The sequence below is a fragment of the Butyrivibrio sp. M55 genome (assembly GCF_900116865.1).
In the GTDB taxonomy this organism is placed as follows: domain Bacteria; phylum Bacillota; class Clostridia; order Lachnospirales; family Lachnospiraceae; genus Butyrivibrio.
Genome location: NZ_FPCD01000004.1, coordinates 1 through 17,172, shown reverse-complemented (window position 1 = coordinate 17,172; position 17,172 = coordinate 1). Strand labels below are relative to the sequence as shown.

15 protein-coding genes and 1 riboswitch are annotated in these 17,172 nt (G+C 35.4%); of the genes, 5 read left to right on the top strand and 10 right to left on the bottom strand.

Translation table 11 applies throughout. From position 1 onward, the window contains the following. Positions 1 to 69: 69 nt before the first annotated feature. A riboswitch (cyclic di-GMP riboswitch) is annotated at positions 70 to 145 on the bottom strand. 190 nt (positions 146 to 335) lie between these two features. Then, entirely contained in the window at positions 336 to 620 is a 285-nt protein-coding gene (locus tag BM398_RS05945) for a hypothetical protein (RefSeq protein WP_092336853.1), read from the top strand. A 9-nt stretch (positions 621 to 629) separates the two neighbouring features. On the opposite strand, the gene BM398_RS05940 is transcribed toward BM398_RS05945, so the two are convergent. The 5 genes from BM398_RS05940 to BM398_RS05920 all read right to left on the bottom strand — a co-directional run bounded on the left by BM398_RS05940 (position 630) and on the right by BM398_RS05920 (position 5,496). After that, the gene (locus tag BM398_RS05940; RefSeq protein WP_092336852.1) at positions 630 to 1,370 is read right to left on the bottom strand and encodes a hypothetical protein; all 741 of its coding nucleotides are present in this window, start codon (positions 1,368 to 1,370) and stop codon (positions 630 to 632) included. A gap of 17 nt (positions 1,371 to 1,387) precedes the next feature. Further along, a complete protein-coding gene (locus tag BM398_RS05935; RefSeq protein ID WP_092336851.1) occupies positions 1,388 to 1,828 on the bottom strand; it encodes a flavodoxin family protein in 441 nt (146 codons plus the stop codon). A 113-nt stretch (positions 1,829 to 1,941) separates the two neighbouring features. Further along, positions 1,942 to 2,697, bottom strand: a complete 756-nt coding sequence (locus BM398_RS05930; protein ID WP_092336850.1) for a hypothetical protein — start codon at positions 2,695 to 2,697, stop codon at positions 1,942 to 1,944. Between the two features lie 21 nt (positions 2,698 to 2,718). Continuing rightward, on the bottom strand, positions 2,719 to 4,218 hold the full coding sequence (locus BM398_RS05925) for a hypothetical protein (RefSeq protein ID WP_092336849.1): 1,500 nt from the start codon (positions 4,216 to 4,218) through the stop codon (positions 2,719 to 2,721). A gap of 15 nt (positions 4,219 to 4,233) precedes the next feature. Continuing rightward, the gene (locus BM398_RS05920) at positions 4,234 to 5,496 is read right to left on the bottom strand and encodes a hypothetical protein (RefSeq protein WP_092336848.1); all 1,263 of its coding nucleotides are present in this window, start codon (positions 5,494 to 5,496) and stop codon (positions 4,234 to 4,236) included. Positions 5,497 to 5,730: 234 nt separating this feature from the next. Between BM398_RS05920 and BM398_RS05915 the strand changes: the two genes are divergently transcribed. Then, positions 5,731 to 6,108, top strand: a complete 378-nt coding sequence (locus tag BM398_RS05915; protein ID WP_092336847.1) for a hypothetical protein — start codon at positions 5,731 to 5,733, stop codon at positions 6,106 to 6,108. A gap of 137 nt (positions 6,109 to 6,245) precedes the next feature. Here BM398_RS05915 and BM398_RS05910 read toward each other — a convergent pair whose 3' ends face one another. The 5 genes from BM398_RS05910 to BM398_RS05890 form a co-directional block, all read right to left on the bottom strand. Continuing rightward, entirely contained in the window at positions 6,246 to 8,039 is a 1,794-nt protein-coding gene (locus BM398_RS05910) for a UvrD-helicase domain-containing protein (RefSeq protein ID WP_092336846.1), read from the bottom strand. Continuing rightward, the gene (locus BM398_RS05905) at positions 8,036 to 9,754 is read right to left on the bottom strand and encodes an ATP-dependent nuclease (RefSeq protein WP_092336845.1); all 1,719 of its coding nucleotides are present in this window, start codon (positions 9,752 to 9,754) and stop codon (positions 8,036 to 8,038) included. The genes BM398_RS05910 and BM398_RS05905 overlap by 4 nt, the downstream gene beginning before the upstream one ends. A 44-nt stretch (positions 9,755 to 9,798) precedes the next feature. Further along, positions 9,799 to 11,295, bottom strand: a complete 1,497-nt coding sequence (locus BM398_RS05900) for a DUF3800 domain-containing protein (RefSeq protein WP_092336844.1) — start codon at positions 11,293 to 11,295, stop codon at positions 9,799 to 9,801. Positions 11,296 to 11,366: 71 nt separating this feature from the next. Then, the gene (locus BM398_RS05895; RefSeq protein WP_092336843.1) at positions 11,367 to 12,584 is read right to left on the bottom strand and encodes a protein NO VEIN domain-containing protein; all 1,218 of its coding nucleotides are present in this window, start codon (positions 12,582 to 12,584) and stop codon (positions 11,367 to 11,369) included. Between the two features lie 6 nt (positions 12,585 to 12,590). Continuing rightward, positions 12,591 to 13,391 carry an HNH endonuclease gene (locus BM398_RS05890; protein WP_092336842.1) on the bottom strand — a complete coding sequence of 267 codons (801 nt, stop codon included), beginning with the start codon at positions 13,389 to 13,391 and terminating at the stop codon, positions 12,591 to 12,593. A gap of 403 nt (positions 13,392 to 13,794) precedes the next feature. Here BM398_RS05890 and BM398_RS05885 point away from each other — a divergent pair, with 403 nt between their 5' ends. From BM398_RS05885 to BM398_RS05875, 3 genes are all read left to right on the top strand, one after another. Beyond that, entirely contained in the window at positions 13,795 to 14,955 is a 1,161-nt protein-coding gene (locus BM398_RS05885; protein ID WP_092336841.1) for a restriction endonuclease PLD domain-containing protein, read from the top strand. Then, entirely contained in the window at positions 14,955 to 16,799 is a 1,845-nt protein-coding gene (locus BM398_RS05880) for a Z1 domain-containing protein (RefSeq protein WP_092336840.1), read from the top strand. Before BM398_RS05885 ends, BM398_RS05880 begins: the two co-directional genes overlap by 1 nt. A 106-nt stretch (positions 16,800 to 16,905) precedes the next feature. Next, positions 16,906 to 17,172 (top strand): hypothetical protein (locus BM398_RS05875; RefSeq protein WP_092336839.1); only part of this gene is annotated, 267 nt, incomplete at its 3' end.

Sequence of the window (17,172 nt, the reverse complement as noted above, 5' to 3'; positions counted from 1 at the left end):
TAAATCTTCTCCTTTCGATTAGAGTTATAAAGGTTCGAAAAAAAAGAAGCTGTCACCAGCTCCTTCCATACTCGCAACTGGCTGACTCTTGTGAGTCCCTATAGCTTTGTGCCACCGGATTGCTCCAGCTTTACCCTTGGTATTGTTCTGTTCGAACATTTTTTACTCTTTTATTTTAACCGAGACGCACCTAAAAAGATACGGCAAATCCTACAAAATAAAACAGTTTATTTTACCAATTTAGCGAAATAAAGCGAGCACAATTTATTGAAACATCTATATTAAAGGTGTATTATATATGCGAACATCAGTTCTTTCCATTGAGGTTATTTGTTATGAGTAGAGTTATTGATAATGTAGACGTTATCTGCCAGCACAAGGCAAACGGAGAAGTAATTCCCCTTCGCTTTCGGCTGATGAACGAAGACGGGCAATATGAAAATTATACAATAAAAGGTTATAGAACCATTACCCATCCGGGGCCTTATACTACTCCGGACGGTCTATATGTTTCCTACTCCACATTTGTTTTTGAATGTGTCGTTGTCGTGCTTGATTACAAGCGGAAGGTACGATTATATTTTGAAACGCATAACAGTAAGTGGCGGATTGCGATATGAAAAGACACATCAGTAATCATATTCTATTGCTTTTAAACTTCGTGTATAATCGAACCCATTTTGAATACCAATCTTCCTCAGTTCAACAGTATCGGTAACAAAGTGATTATCACCATAATCTGCAAAACCGCAATCTTTCAAAGATTTACTTGCATTTTTTATTATTTCAGGATCCAATGTTCCATCTTCTAAAGAGTATCCTCCAAATTCATTCGGATCAAACTGCATGTCTTCCGTTAACTCTACTTGCTTTGCAAAAGGATTCAAATAAGTCGTAATAACCGCTGCACCATATCCAACCTCATGAACAATTTCAGGAATCAATAATGTTATTGCCTTAGAAACGCCCTTACCTCTAAATTTAGGAGATATATACAGATTTTTAAGGTCACATGCCACATAAAAATCATTAATTTCAATATATCCATTTCGCCCATCATTTTTCGCATCATATATATACCTAATCGCATATTCAGTTGAAGATGCTTCATCTTCCCCCTCTGCATCTGCCAAATCCCACGCTTCTTCAAGGCTATCAAAGACCACAATGTTTAGATTCATAAAAGCAACAACTACGTCTTTATCATCATCTTCTTCATCGTATGTAGATAAAATAATAGTATATGAATCATTTATCTGATTCGCATCTCGCATTAACGAAGAACCTATCTTTCGACAAAATCCCCCAGTCACCTGCATTTCGATATTTCTTCCGAATATTTCCTCTAAATTTTTGATATGCTTTGCCATACTTAAGCCTTTCCTTTTTACAAACTTTTATAAAACTCCACCGCGTCTGTAATCTCATCCTCTGTAGGATGTCCTTTCTGAATACCACCAACGAGCTTAAACGGTCCAAATGTATCAAATCCTTTACACTGAAATCTGCCAAGCTCATTGCATTGCTTATCCTCAGCAATCTCTGCTATACTGTCAAAATACCTTTTCAGAGGATTCCCGGATGTAGCTATGTAGAAGACATCTTTCTGCGGTGGCAGATTGATCTTGGCAAAGTTCAAAATCTGCTCAGCGAATTTGCTGTAATAAATCCCGGACGCAAAACCAATCCTATCATATCCGTGAAGATCTGCTTCTCGCTTCTGTGTAGAATCAATAAGCACCACGTCAGAATCCACAGCCTTGATTGCATCAAGGACTTTCTTGGTATTCTCGTGATGCTTAGAATAATAAACAATACATGTACTCAAACTTTTTCACTCTCCTGTATTTGTAATATAAGCCATACTCAATTTGCACACAGTAACAGCTCTTAATATTGTATCAGAAAAGTGATTCTTTGGACTGTTGTTCAATAATCAATTCATGCCATTATCCTTTTCCAGTCCTCTATGTGCTGATCTAATCCGCCTACCCTATTCTTTTCTCCATAGAATCCCGAGTGGAACACTGGAAATACCTTACATTCGTAGTCACCATCCTGATAATCCAATATCACTCCGCTATCAATATATTCATTATAATTCTTATACTTTGGTAGCTTTCCAAACAAAAGCTTTTCTGTCACCCTTGTAACAGACTCACCCAAACAGATAATCTTCTCAGGCCTCAGAATATCTATAAGTTCCTTAATATATTCTGAATCTGCTTCCAACAAGTCCTCAGTCATACCTCCTGTATCTGTCCCCGCCCTGTAACCTAAAGAAAAATTACAGAAAAACAAATCCGGATATCTTATTACATCAATGTTGGGATAACCTATCTCTGAAAATAGCTTGATCAGATTCCTATCAGTTTGCGACACCTTTGAATCCAGATGACATCCAAAAAGATACGGAACATCAATCCCTTCATTCATCTTTCTGATATTCTCACGTAGCTTAAAGCTCTGAGTGCTATACGGATTTCCCCAATCTTGACCAAGCAAAAGTATTTTTACCCTATCTTGTCTTTCTGAATATCTCCACCCCTGCCAATAAGTCCAAAGATTGACTTCTCTGCACAGATTGTCAGACTCATCTGTATCACACCAAGTTAATCTGACAGTACCATTATCTCTGGAATTATTCTTATAATCGGCGCGTACACTGTTGACCAAATTCAAATATCTCTCGTTCATATACCCCCCTGCAATTCATATTCATTTTAAAACAAAGGGTTCTTTACTTCTCATAGCATTTGAAAACTCATCGAAACTAACATGCTGAAGTACTATTCCTGCTTCATCAGCAAATCGTACTATTGCAAAAACTGCCTGATCATAGTTTTCACCTGTTTCCAGATTATATTCGAAAGTATTCAAAAACCTGTCAAACATCTGTCGTTGCTTTGCTTCACACTTATCAACATATTTTTTGAACTCTCTATGATATTCATCCATTTGTCTAGTTGATTCTTGTAAAACCGCTGCCATTCGTTCATATTCTTCAGCGTTAAGATTCGCATTTTTTATTATTTCTCTTGTACATGTCACAACATAGCTTGCAGTAGTATATACTGCCATAGGTACAAATGGATTGACTGCTTTTCCCATAATTGCAGCAACAGCCTTAGTGAAGTAAATCGTGGATGCGGCTTTTGCTGTAGTATCCACAAGCGCATCCTTTAACTCTTCAGAAGATATTTCCCCTTTCGCATATGAATATAATGCAACTCCACCATCTATAATTCCACCTGCCATAACAGTTGCCGCAGTAGAATCGCTCAACAACGCACTTCCTGCTTTAATTCCTTTATAACGTATAGCTGTACTGACTACACCCGTAGCTCCGCCTCTAATACCGCCTTTTACGGCATCAACTCCAACATCTGCAATTGCCTGAGACAATTCCTTTTTGTCCTGAAAAACGTCAAACATATTGGTCACGCCTGAAGCGATACCTGTAGTAACAAAACTTGCCTTTGCCATATTCGTTGCCGAACATTTCATTTCAGCCGCAACTTGTTTACGTTCAATCTGTCTGGCATACTTTTCCGGATTATTATATGCTTCCAAAACTTCCTCATATTTCGTTCCACCTGATGTTGCGCCACCATAATGCGTTTCATCCGTCAAATGTTCGTGAACATCTTTATACGTTTCAGCATGAATTCCATTTGATTCTGCTCTGTTTTTTGATAAAAACTTTGCCTCATCAAGCAAAGAGCCCTTCTCATTATAATCGGCTTGCTTTCTTATCAACCTATCCATTCCATCATACTGTCCCCAGCCCTTATTCCCTGCACCTGTCTGTTCATGCACAGATTTAGCCGCACTATTATCCCTACCATTATTAGAAGATTTTATAAACTTTGCTTGTATTTCTTTGACAACCTTGCCACCATCATGTATCTCAATATCTGCTTTTGCATGCGGATTAGTAACATCTGTCACAATAGCCCTGGCAGACATTCCTTTACTGGCAGCATTAATGTTAAATTTTGCCGCTTCAATATACTCGAAAAGATTTCCCTTAACTTGATCAAAATGTCCATTCTGAACAATCGGAGTACCTACTTTCCATTTAAATAAATCCATACCTTCGACAGCTACATTCGTAGCAGCTCTAGCATCTTGCGAAAGTCCATCTCCAATAATTGTCCCAGCCATCTTTGCAGCATCTTTTGAAGTTTTTTTCGTAATCTTCTTAAAAAATGGCACTGGAAAAACCTCCTACTAAACCGAAGCAATGAGCAACGCCAAACCAATAGCTAGTACTAATCGCAATAATCGCAACATATATAATCTACTTGCTGGTAAATCTTTATAAATCAAGAAAATGGGAAATGCAACAAACGAACAAATCCACATCAATATACCTTTTAGTATGGAAGTAGTGAATAAAAAGGTTGCTCCCAATATAATAAAAAACATTGCAATAAAATTAATCACAAGCATCTTATTTGCAATAGGCTTCCAAACCAAATTGCCTGCAGAAGCTTCATCACCAACCATATGAAAAGCCTCTTTTCTTATCTGCTTCAAATCTTTTTCTGACGCTTTCAATGCATCTTTAGCTTCAACAGATACTACTCCACTTGCATCTAATATAGGTACCGATAGAACATGATAGTAAATTTGAGCCATAAGCCAGGTAAGATGCAATGTTTTCTGTTCCACCACAGTCAAACTATCAAAATCAATTTCACCACTACCCTCAACCATATGAGCTCTTTTTATTTTTTCCAGTTCCTCAATAAAAGGAGTAAACTTCTTTCCAAACCTCTTAATAAACTCAATATAATTGCTAGACATATTTTCAATGCCCTGCATTCCTGTTGTAATAATGTTCATTTGAGAAGCCGCATTCTCTGCCTCCGAATGTATTTTTTGAGCCTCAGCCAATTTTTCCTTTCCTTTGGCACCGGCAATCAATGCAGCTACCCCAATTATTGGAGCAACAATCACTCCAGCCAAAACCAATTTTCCTGTAGCCATTCCTAAACCGCCTGCTGCCTTAGCACCTCCCCCAAACCAGGCTAATGTAGCATTTGTCTTAGCAGCACCCGATAATGCAGCTATTGCAGTCCCTGTTGAAGCTGTACCGAACATCATTGCCCCACCATATGCCGCAACCCCAACTATTGCGCCTGTTCCGATAGCCGCTATCCCCGCTTTAGCAATTTCTTCTGCATTCATCGTTGCATTCTCAATGTTCATCAACATTTGCTTCGGTTCTTCATCACACCCAATAAACTTAGAATTGGTAAAAGAAATCTTATTCATCTCAATATTCTTGAATGATTCAAATGCTTTAACAAACGCCTCCATCCCTGAAGACCAAGCACTAATCTTTACCTTCCCAAGCTTCTCCAACGATTTTGATGTACTCTTTTTCTGTGACTCAAATTTATTTTTTGCTCTATCATATACTTTCTTCGCATCATTAAGCAGTTCTTGTATCTCTTCTGTGTGAGTGATTGGTTCCAATATTCCCATACCATTTACCTCTCTGTATTAAATACAACAGCAAATACCTATCAGAATCCGATAATTAAGAACATTCACCATAATTTTATCATGCAACAATAAAATAAAAACGAAATTCAGATAAAATATGCATATACTTGCACAAACCCACATTTTTAGTATATTCATAATCCCCCACGTCACCATAATGTTGTAAAATAAAGTTGACATTATCGGTTAATCGTTGCGCAGGAGAACTTTTCCATGGTTATTCTACTATTTTTTGCAGAAGCAGGACTTGTCGCATCTATAGCTTTACTTTCGTTTGCGCTTGGTGCATGTTATTTCTTTGATTTGCTTCTAGTCTTCGTTTCAACAGGAATATTTGTTGCAATTATTTCTGACAATCCTACCATTGCACTAATTCTTGCAATGGTAGCCTCATTCTGCTTTCATCGTAATAGAAATACACCATTTATTCGAAAAACTATGATGATTATTACATCTGCCATATTAGGAATCCCAGTTTTTTTTCTTACAAAAATTATGGGAGATATATTATTGACCATAGTAAACACAGTAATTGTAATCGGAATAAATATATATGTAAGAAGAAAATATAGATTTGATGATATATTATAAATTTCACCGTCTAAGATAGCACCATAAAAAAGATATCTCTTAAATGTAAAATACTATTGATAGAAAAAGGAATCAACACAACCACCTTCGCAAGGGGGAGCTAAATGCTCCCCCTAATTCACAGCTGGGACAAACAACTATCTTTCTGCATTAACAACACTGATGCCTGAAAGATGAGAAAAACATGATAAACATCCTGGCTTTCCGGTTCCTCTTTTCGCACTTGCTGAAACATAAACCTGTTTACGCGCTCTAGTAACAGCAACATAAAATACAGAAAGTTCATCAAGCATCGCGTCAATATCCATCGCTTCAATACTAGGCATTGGACATGCGCATTTCACAGCGTCAGAAAATCTATTAACACAGTCTGTACACGTAAAATATCCTGGCAACCCCCATCTTTCAAAATCCGGCAAAAAAACATATGACCACTCTAACCCTTTTGCTCCATGAATAGTTGAAATAATAATATCAGCATCTATATATTCCATAGCCTGCTTTAATTGACGATTCTCAAAAGTGTCAAGAATCAAGTTATACTTATCCTCTGCAGAAAGATCCGAATAATCATTTATAACTTTTTTTACAAAAGCATTGAGTAACTCGCATAATGAATTGACCATCTGATTATCTGCCCCATTATATTGCATTCTCATGTTATTTGAAAAAGAAATAAGCGATCTCTTTCCTATTGTATTAAGTTTTCCAAATTTCTTTATAAACTCCTTTTGACAATAATTATGAAAATCTATATATTCTTTATCTTCGTCTTTAAACATTCCATAAAAATATGGCATATTGTTATTTTGCAATTGCGCTTCAAAAATTATAGAATTTTCACCTCTTGCCCTAAAAAGAATTGCTATTTTTTCCTTTTCACCAGCAAGCCTAAGTGACTTTATCTTTCTAATCACTTTTTCCGCCTCATTTTTTTGATTGCCTGCCCAGAACGTTTCCAATCTCGCCTCTTCAAGACAATCTGTTTTGAAGCTTTTATATGCATTTTCTCTAATATTTTTATCCAATCTCAGCATTTCTGGATTATTTTTAAACCTATAATTCTTATCCAATTCGATTTTTTTTGCAAATAAGAAGTTCTTAGCCAAATCCATTATATTGGGCACTGCTCCTATAAATCCATATATTCGTTGGAGAGGATCTCCAAGAAGGAGAACTTGTGTTCCTTCTCCTATCAGGTTTTGTAAAAGATTCCATGCAATGCAGTTTGTATCCTGAAACTCATCAATAACAATCAATGGATAAAACCTTTGATAAAACGATTTTACAGATTTATATTTGTATAATATTTCCAACGTAAAAAAAATGATTGCAGTATGAGTTATAATATCCTTAGGTAAAATCTCTTCTAGCACTATTTGATTATACTTTTCAATTTCAGATATCCTAGGCATAACTGCCTGTTTAATCATCCTATCTATACTCAAAAGATACTCAACTTTTTCATGAGAAATTCCCTTTAAATCGTTATTTTTTTCTACGCTCTCATCCCCAATCGCATATAGCAGATTAACGTCTCTTTTTAACAGTGGGGAAATCAAATAACCATATTTTTTCAGTAAGCTTTTGCAAAAACCATGATAATTAGTTACTGTAACTTTTTCACTTACATTCACTGGATTATTGTCTTCAGCGATTAGTTCAGGAAGTTTTGCCGAGATATCTCTTTTAATCTTTAACGCAGCATTTACGCTAAAAGTTAAGGCCAATACTTTCTTTGGATTAGGTATCTTTCCTTTAGAATAAAGATATGCTATACGACTAACCATAGTTGCGGTTTTCCCGTAGCCAGCAGGTGCTTCTACAATCATGCGCTTTTCATCTGAAAGAATAACCTCTAACTGTCTTGAATCTCCACCATGTATTTTATTGATCTTTTCTTCAATCGTAAAAGACATATTCGTACTCATCCCGCAACCTCTTTTGCTTTTAATATTGCATTCTTATAGCAATCTGGTATCAAATCTTTAATCAAAGATTTACCGATTATCCTGCCAACGAATATGCCTTTTTTACTATATAGCCATGATGAAACCACATTGTAGAATTCTGGACTAGCCACAGGAATTGACTCTATAGATTGCGGTATATAACTATTTATGTCAAGCCCTAATTTTTTATAAGGTTTTCGAATAAAATCCGCGTCAATAATCTCCGTTAATGCACGTGGATATATTTCTGTAACTATATCTTTTATAAGCTGATATTCTCTGGCATCACATAGTTTTCGTATTATCTCAAATTCAAAACATGGTTCAGTAGTAAAAAATTCAAATTCTGACGGTGTTTTTCCTCCACGAACATCTCCATCATAAATTGCGATAGTTTTTATTCCAAAATGATTAAATAATGACATCAATGGCTTAATAGAGCTTTCTCCTTGCGCATTAACAACACATATTCCATATTCATCTAAATCAACTTCAAGTGTATTGGCAAATTCTCCAACACAACCATATTCGGTTTCTCCTTCAATCAAAACTACAACATGTGCATAAAATGCTTCTTTCACATCAGGAAATCGCATTATCAATTGTTTTTCATCAGCAGGCGATATAGAAAACGCTGAATCCGCTCCTGAAATACATGCAGTATTTCCTTGATTATCATAAAATCGTACTATATTCTGGTACCCATCCATAATAGCATCCGTCGAATGAGTCACAATAAGTAACTGCCCTGATATACCATCAATATTAAACAATTTCTTCAGCAACTCTAAAAAATCATCATCCAAATTATCTAATATTCTTTTGTAAAATTTTATCAACGTACGCTGTAGAAACGGATGAAGATGAACCTCTGGCTCATCCAAAGCAATTACAATTGGCAATATTTTCCTTTTATCATCTGTTTCATACAACCTATCTTCAAACAAAACTGTTTTTGTAGTATAAAGTTTCATTATATGCGCTAAAACAGAAATAGAGGCCATAGCCGTATATTGAATTCCCGCACCAGCTTTTTCAATTTTTCGTTCTCCATCGGAAAGATAAAAAATGCTTGTTAATAACTCTGTATCATCATGAGAAACTGATGCCTCTATTCCATATGATTTAAAGCCTCTTATCTTACTAAACCCCTCATTCAAATACTTTTTTATATCATCTACATCCGCATTATTTAATACAGATGGATTATTTGCCTTGACATAATTGGATATAATTCCCTTGACAAATGTTCCCATTCCTTTGTTGGAATCAAACTGCAACTCTTTACTCGGCTGCAATGTAGAGTCATACCTATAGAAATCAATTTTACGTAACATTTTAATAGAAATATTATCATCAGTATCAATACAAATTAGGGAAGGATACGCCTCCGTAATAGATTGACTGTATTTTAGATGAATAACTGATTCATCGCCAGGATCAAAGTTGTCACCAAAAAAACCTATCTCCCCACTTTCCATTTTTATCTGAATCTCAACTTCAATCGGTTTGTTCTCATCAGCATAATCATCTTCAGAAAATCCCTTTCCTGTGCACACAATTTCAAGAAGATGCAAAAAATTACTTTTTCCCAAATTATTCTCGCCAATAATATAATTAGCACTAGGATTAAGCCAAACTTCTATACCGTCTAAATTCCTATAATTTATAGCCTTAACATGTTGCAATACCATATTTCGTCCCTCTACAATCAATTGTTTTACACTTTATTATTCCGCTATATTATGTCAACATAATACTTTCCACTCATAAATGAAAAAATCACCTCAGCAGGAAAAAAGTTTTCTCCCAAGTTTGCCATTCCTACTACAGTCATTGCCCAATCACCATATTCATCAGGTAATCTATAACATACTGGATTATCTTTTTCCGCAACCGTGATTAATGGTATCCCTTTATTTGCAACACCTACCGATAATACGTTATATCTATTTTGCCCCTCATGAATAGGCAATAATCTATGCTTTTCAGCATCTTTATAAACTTTCGCGCCCTTTTTATTCAAAAAAAAATCATTATCATCCACCGTAATAAAATCCACCGGTAATTTATTTCCCATTATCATGTATCTCTCTTGTAAATGAGCACAAACCCGCGCGTTATAGTATTCTGGTTGTATTTCAATTCCTTCTCTCCTTATTTCATCAACATCAGCAAAATGATTCATAAAATCTAAAAGAGATATAAATGCCACTAAATCGTCCGAATATCTTCCCGCATATACTTTATACCAGTATTTATTATCCACACAAATCACTTTATATAGCATCTTATACAAATTCAACTGTCGCTGATTTAATTCAAACCATCCTGGTTCAAGTAGCGTTTTATTTATTTCCCCATTTGAATAATCACATCTTAACGCCGAACTAAGTGACTGCATAAACCTCGAAACCATTCCGACTATCATATCTGCCATTCTAATACCTACATATTTTTTTGAATCCCCCTCTTCAACGTTCACTAAACCAACATATCGTGCCGACTCTGCAGTTATTGCTTTATCCCCTTCTCGATCCACTATCACACTATAATTGTCAATTCCCATCTCCTTTAATAGCTTTTGAAAACCAATAAATGATGCTAAATAGCTCCAGTCAAATGTCTGAAGGATTTCTGCATCATCGATAAATAAAAGGATTTCCTCGAATGCTTTATTTTCATGTTCTTTCAATACTTTATTCTTTTTATTCTCTTCGATACGTCCTTTCAAAAAAAATCTTAATTCATCAACAAAGGTGGACGGTTCTTTATAAAGTGCTTCTATAAGTTTTTGAGGGCGATAAATATTTATCGCTTTTACTATTGAATACTTGGCATAATCCGCATCTATAAACGCAGAACTATGGTAATTTGTAAATAATTGATCTATAATATACTCAATTTTACTGGAAACAGAAAAATACAATATTATATCTTCATCAAACAAAGAAATAAAATCTTCATAAAAGCCAATCTTGTTATTATTAAGCGAAGCAAATCCCAAACTAAAATCTTTTATATTAATAGTTTGACTCTTTAACTCGCCATTCTTTTTGCGGTACCCATATTTTTCTTCAAAAGCAAGATATCTATCTGTAATACGCCTTTCTTTATCTACATTCCATCCAACAATAGCAGTAACAAAATTATCGTAGTAATTACTTGCAGTAATAGTCTTGTAACTAATTTTCCTGCTATGTTCTGTTTCATCATAAAAAAATGAATATTTCATAGTTCACCTTTTAATTTCGTATCAAAAAAACTATGTCTACGCCAAAACGTATAATCCGAAAAAAGAATACATTAAATAGTATCATCTGTCCTAAATTCGACTTTATACGATACAGGTACAGCAAGCCGATGAAACTTTTCCTTTAGCTGTTCACAATCCACGTAATATAACTTTTTATGCTTTTTTCCAAAAACATAGAGAATCTCATAATGTGGATCTATCTTCAACATTTCATACTCATATGCTGAAATATAAAAGCTTACCAAATCTTCTGAACCTGTATTAGTCTTAACCTCTATATGTCTCTCTGTTCCGTCAATATTATAGGACTTAATATCATATCCATAAGAATCTGACTCCAATGAAACCCATTCAACCCTATCTGCTAACTCTTTATGACCGTTCTTAATCAAACGCTTCTTTTCATAATCAAAGACAGCCTGTTCTCCTGTTTTTCCAATACTTGCATTATGCTTAGCAATCAACTCATAGTCTGGTTTAGGATTATTATTTACCACATTCTTATCCACACTGATACTATGACGTTCCACTTCAAAATACTGACTTTTTGCCTCTATCGGAATCAGCTCACCGCTTATAATCTGAGGCGTTTCTTTATTTATCTCTTCTTTATCCGCTATTTTTACATCTGAATATGCTGTGTATAAAAAATATGACAGCTTCAAATTAGACCATTTTGATACAGAATCTATTTTTGTTTTCATTCTCTGCAAAAGTTCTTGTGCTTCAAAATGATTAGGATAAGAAAAAACTCCAAAAGCTTTTTGTAAAAAATACTTAATATGTTCATAGCTAAAGACATTTATATAGTCTTCAGGATAATAGCTTGCAAGGATTTTTCCTTTTAGCATAGGGCTAAGCCTGTTCTTTTCTATAGCAATATAATCCCTCGTACTTCCAGCCTTAACCAAGGCTATTATCTCATTTCTTACTACATCAAAATCATTTTCCGTCCATTTATTCCAACGCCATTTAGGTGTGATATCTGGCTGTTTTTTTCCATAATATACCCCAAATTTTGTCGCTGCAGATCCATGAATATCTCCCAAAGATTTCAACTCTGTTTCCAGCCAATAGCAAAAAGAATCCTTATATTTTTCTGTTCCAAGCGCATATTGCTCTAAAGTCATTTGCCCAAGCTTATCTATAGGAAATTTTTCTATAAATTTTTTCCTTAGTAATTCAAGCTCATTCTCTTCTTTCTCGGATAAGCAGCTATTACCATATTCCTTGACTTTTTTCTCTAATTCATCTAAGCAATTTAACATGACTTGTCACCTCATAAAAACTACATCGTTATGATATTCAATAAATTCTTTTCCAGGTAAAAACTTATCTGGCAGTTCTATCCTTGCACCAGAATAATGCATGAACCAATCTTTTGTATCTGTATCCATACCAGCTTCTACAATCTTATCTGAAATAACAATCTCATAATTATTATTTATAGTGATAAATCCCTGATCAAACGCCCTGTCATGAAGAGCATTTAAGCATAATCCATTTCTAGGATTTGCCCGTTCTTTTTCTACGCTACTTACTTTCCATGGTTTTATATGACTTGCGATAAGAAGTTTGGGCTCTCCAATTCCAGTAACACAACATCTCCGATGATACGCTGAAAGAACCGCTGCCCTAAAGAAATATTGCCCAACACGGGCTTTTGCTGCAACCATCCTATCCTCTCCATACGGAAACATTTCAACAATAATCGAATCTGATTCATTATCTATTATCTCTGCAACCTCAACATTACAAGCATGAGATAAAGCTTCCTTCGCATCCACAGATACCTTAAATGAATTTTCCTCGAACGCTTCCCATATACGCTTATCTAACTTACTTGAATGTGACAGGCCTGAGACTCCTCTATCGATCTGCTTTGGATCATGAGAAGCAATATTAAATAGCTTCTTAGCAACAGCTCCCGGTTTTCTTTTTAAAATCTCCGCCGTTTTTATGATTTCTTCGTTATTCCTAGATATTTTTGAAAAAGGAATCCGCGAATATAAATCAAATGCAATCAGCGTTTCTTCCCAAGTCCAATTCTTCCCATCATTTTCTAAGCTAGCCATATTTTCACCACATTTTTCCTATAGAAACAATTTTCAATTCTGCATATGTACTTATCTCAAGCACACCTATTGCTTATTTTTCATTCATGATGAAATACAAAGTGGAACAAACCATATAGATAATACACTCGCAATATTCTTTCACCCTAATGCGAATTGTATCTACGGCATTACGAAGAAACATGAATCCATTCATAATTATTTATTATATCATTTTCCCCTCAAGTTATCCTCGATCATTCGTATCATGCATGCATCACATGACTTTCCCAGAAATAACTATTCTCTTTTGCAAATAAATCTATAATTTCGTATTAATCCACGATATTCCCACAAGCAAGACAACAGTTCTGATATACTATTATTAAACTATTATTCGCACATAAATAAATGGAGAAAAAATATGACTATTCTATATTCCAATATACTGCCTCTAAGCACAGATGATACCAAGTCAACTATTTTGGACGCTTTTATCGATCAATTAAGCCATTCAGACCATGTGGACATATCCGTCGGATATGTCTCGAAGGCATCCTTAGATGAACTCGATGTCCTTGTTGAAAAATATAATATTAGAAACATCTGTTTAAATATCGGCATGTACTACATTGAAGGCATGCCTGAGAGCTCTTATCATACCGCTGTAAAGTTAAACAAAAAATGGATAGCTCAAGGTATTGGGGAAATACGACTGGTTAAAGCCTTTAAATACCATGGAAAATTATATGCCTTTTATAAAAATGACGTTCCGTTTTCTGCAATTATTGGCTCCGCAAATCTTAGCGTAATAAAGCCCGAAGCCTCAAATCGAAGGCAATATGAAATTTCTGCATTAACTAAAGATCTTTCAGAATGTAATGAAATCTGCACTTTTATTGACAGCCTAAAAGCTGATAATATTTCAGCAAACATTTCCGATATCACTAATGTGCCACTAATAAGAGAAAAAAATACTGCTCTTACTGGTATTGAACTTGTAAAACAAGTTACACGATCAAATGTAGATTTTTATAAAACATGTATAGCATATGCTTCATTTTTGCTCCCTCTAAAAGTTCCCGCATATAATGAAAGACATTTAGATGATGGAAAACATTTTACAAAATCTAATGTTAATGTGTGCTATGCCGCGCCAAGGAGCAAACGAAAATCTCGAGACTGGTACGAAACGCAACTCACAGTGGCTAAAGATATAACCCGCATGAAAGGTTATCCTGAAAAAAACACTCCCTTTTTTATTATTACAGACGATGGATATTGGTTTAAAGCCCATACAACAAGTGACGGAAACAAACAGTTTAGTGCTGTAGGTGATGAACTGATTATGGGAAGATGGTTAAAAGGCCGACTCGCAGCTGCCGGACTCGTTACTCCAGTAAATGACACTCAGGCAGACACTGACAGAACCGGTATGATAACACAAGAAATGCTAAAAGACTACGGTTGCGAAGCATTATACTTTAAGAAAACTGGTCAAACAGCTATTGACGATGACGGTACACCTCTAGATGTATGGATGCTTTCGTTTTCCCCCATAACTGATGAAGGAGATAAAACATAATGCAATACTTACAAAATTATCTCAACAAAATAAAAAATCGCGGAAATGAAAAGCTTGCTGAATCTATCGAAAAAACCGCAACAGACGTCGGAAATTCCTATATAAAGAATTTCTCTTTTACAAGTCATGAGATTGGGCTTTTATTTGGAAATGTCCAATCCGGAAAAACAGGACAAATGTTTGGAATAATCTCAAAAGCTACAGATTTAGGTTTTCCTGTGTTTGTTCTTCTAACTACTGACAACGTTGTTCTTCAACAGCAAACTTTAGACAGAGTAAAAACTGATCTTGATGGTTATTGTATCTGCGGCGAAAATGACTCTATGCTTTTCACTAATAACAGTCTTATATTGCCAACCATTATCGTTCTGAAAAAAAACGCTCGTATCTTAAAACTTTGGGCAAACGTATTTAACTCAACTGGTTTCATGCAAGGCAATCCACTTTTTATAGTCGACGACGAAGCAGATGCAGCTTCGCTCAATACATTAGTAAACCAAAATCGACAATCTTCAATAAACAAGTATCTAGATATGATCAAAAATAACGCTTCAAGTAGTATCTATTTGCAAGTCACAGGTACTCCACAAGCAATTCTTCTGCAAACATTAGCTTCTGGATGGCATCCATATTTTACATACTATTTCAAGCCTGGAGACTCATATCTTGGCGGAGACTTTTTCTTTCCAAACAGCGGCAACCCTAACTGTGTACAATTTCTAGAACAACTATCCGTACCAACTCACGATGTAGTAATTCGCCACATTGCTGTTTCAGCTCAAATATTAGCTTCCGGCGGAAAGGTATCCAACTGTCTTATCCATCCAAGTGTCAGACAAGCTGTGCACAAGCAATACGCCGACGATATTCATAAAGAACTATCTTGGTGCAAAGATCATTTATCCAATGAATTTGCCAAAGAGATCCAAAATGCATACAACACTTTTTATCCTACTAAAACTGATAAGATTTCTTATGACGAATTGATAAAATATGCCACCAACTTAATCTCTTCAAACATGATAAAAATACTTGTTATGAACGGCGAAACTGACATTGAAAGTAACGATTATGAAACTGGATGTAATTTTGTAATAGGTGGAAACACTCTTGGACGAGGTGTTACTTTCCCAAGCTTGCAAACAATCTTCTATACTCGAACCAGTAAAACACCACAAGCTGATACCATGTGGCAACATAGTAGGATGTTTGGATATGATCGAGACCCTGGGCTGATGAAGGTTTTTATTGATGAAAAACTTTATAAACTCTTCTCAGATATAAATGCAACCAACAACTCTATAATCGCCCAGATAGAACATGGAATAAACGACATTAAAATATACTATCCTACCGGTCTAACCCCCACACGTAAAAACGTGTTAGATACAGATCATGTCGAGATACTTACAGGAGGAACAAATTATTATCCAATCAATCCAGATAATGATAGCATAGACGACCTTTCAAAAATCCTAACCCCCTTCGATAGTAACGAACCCTACTATCAAGTCAGCTTAAGAATAATTAAAGAATTACTGTCACACATTATTCCAAGTCCGGACTTTAAACTTAAAGCCTTCATTTCAGTCATAGACACTATTTTATCAGAACAGCCTGCAGGGCAAGCAATTCTTATAGTAAGGCGTAACAGAAATGTTGCTCAAGGAACTGGCGCATTGCTATCCCCAAATGATTGGAATCTTGGTGGCCAATTTCCGTCAAAAGTTGTTCTTACGATGTATCAAGTTACAGGAAGCAAAGGTTGGGGGGGAAAACAATTATGGGTTCCCAATATCAAATTACCTGGAGAAATTGTTTATTATGATATAAATGAAAATTAATTGCTACATGGTAAACGTCAAATCACCCGCCTAGCCTGAAACTCCTTTTTCGTGGTTTACTTTAAAAAACTAAAAAAACTAGCTAGTTTTTTAAAGGAGGATCCACATGGATAACATTACACACGAGGTAAGACTTGCAAACTGGGCAGAGATTATCAAAAGATGCCAAGCCCGTCCTCAAGGACAATCTGCTAATAAGTGGCTTATTGAAAATGGCATCAATGTTAAAACTTACTACTACTGGCAGCGCCGAGTCCGCAAAGAACTTTTTGATAAAGCTGTAAATTTGCCAGCGTTATCTTTGCAGAAAAATGAAGTTACATTTGCTGAAGTACCATGCGAAGCATTAGATAATTCGCAGGAATATCCGACT

Excerpts from the sequence above, each read along its gene's own strand:
- BM398_RS05945 (WP_092336853.1), top strand. The coding sequence starts at position 336 with ATGAGTAGAGTTATTGATAATGTAGACGTTATCTGCCAGCACAAGGCA.
- BM398_RS05940 (WP_092336852.1), bottom strand. The coding sequence starts at position 1,370 with ATGGCAAAGCATATCAAAAATTTAGAGGAAATATTCGGAAGAAATATC.
- BM398_RS05930 (WP_092336850.1), bottom strand. The coding sequence starts at position 2,697 with ATGAACGAGAGATATTTGAATTTGGTCAACAGTGTACGCGCCGATTAT.
- BM398_RS05920 (WP_092336848.1), bottom strand. The coding sequence starts at position 5,496 with ATGGGAATATTGGAACCAATCACTCACACAGAAGAGATACAAGAACTG.
- BM398_RS05915 (WP_092336847.1), top strand. The coding sequence starts at position 5,731 with ATGGTTATTCTACTATTTTTTGCAGAAGCAGGACTTGTCGCATCTATA.
- BM398_RS05910 (WP_092336846.1), bottom strand. The coding sequence starts at position 8,039 with ATGAGTACGAATATGTCTTTTACGATTGAAGAAAAGATCAATAAAATA.
- BM398_RS05905 (WP_092336845.1), bottom strand. The coding sequence starts at position 9,754 with ATGGTATTGCAACATGTTAAGGCTATAAATTATAGGAATTTAGACGGT.
- BM398_RS05900 (WP_092336844.1), bottom strand. The coding sequence starts at position 11,295 with ATGAAATATTCATTTTTTTATGATGAAACAGAACATAGCAGGAAAATT.
- BM398_RS05895 (WP_092336843.1), bottom strand. The coding sequence starts at position 12,584 with ATGTTAAATTGCTTAGATGAATTAGAGAAAAAAGTCAAGGAATATGGT.
- BM398_RS05890 (WP_092336842.1), bottom strand. The coding sequence starts at position 13,391 with ATGGCTAGCTTAGAAAATGATGGGAAGAATTGGACTTGGGAAGAAACG.
- BM398_RS05885 (WP_092336841.1), top strand. The coding sequence starts at position 13,795 with ATGACTATTCTATATTCCAATATACTGCCTCTAAGCACAGATGATACC.
- BM398_RS05880 (WP_092336840.1), top strand. The coding sequence starts at position 14,955 with ATGCAATACTTACAAAATTATCTCAACAAAATAAAAAATCGCGGAAAT.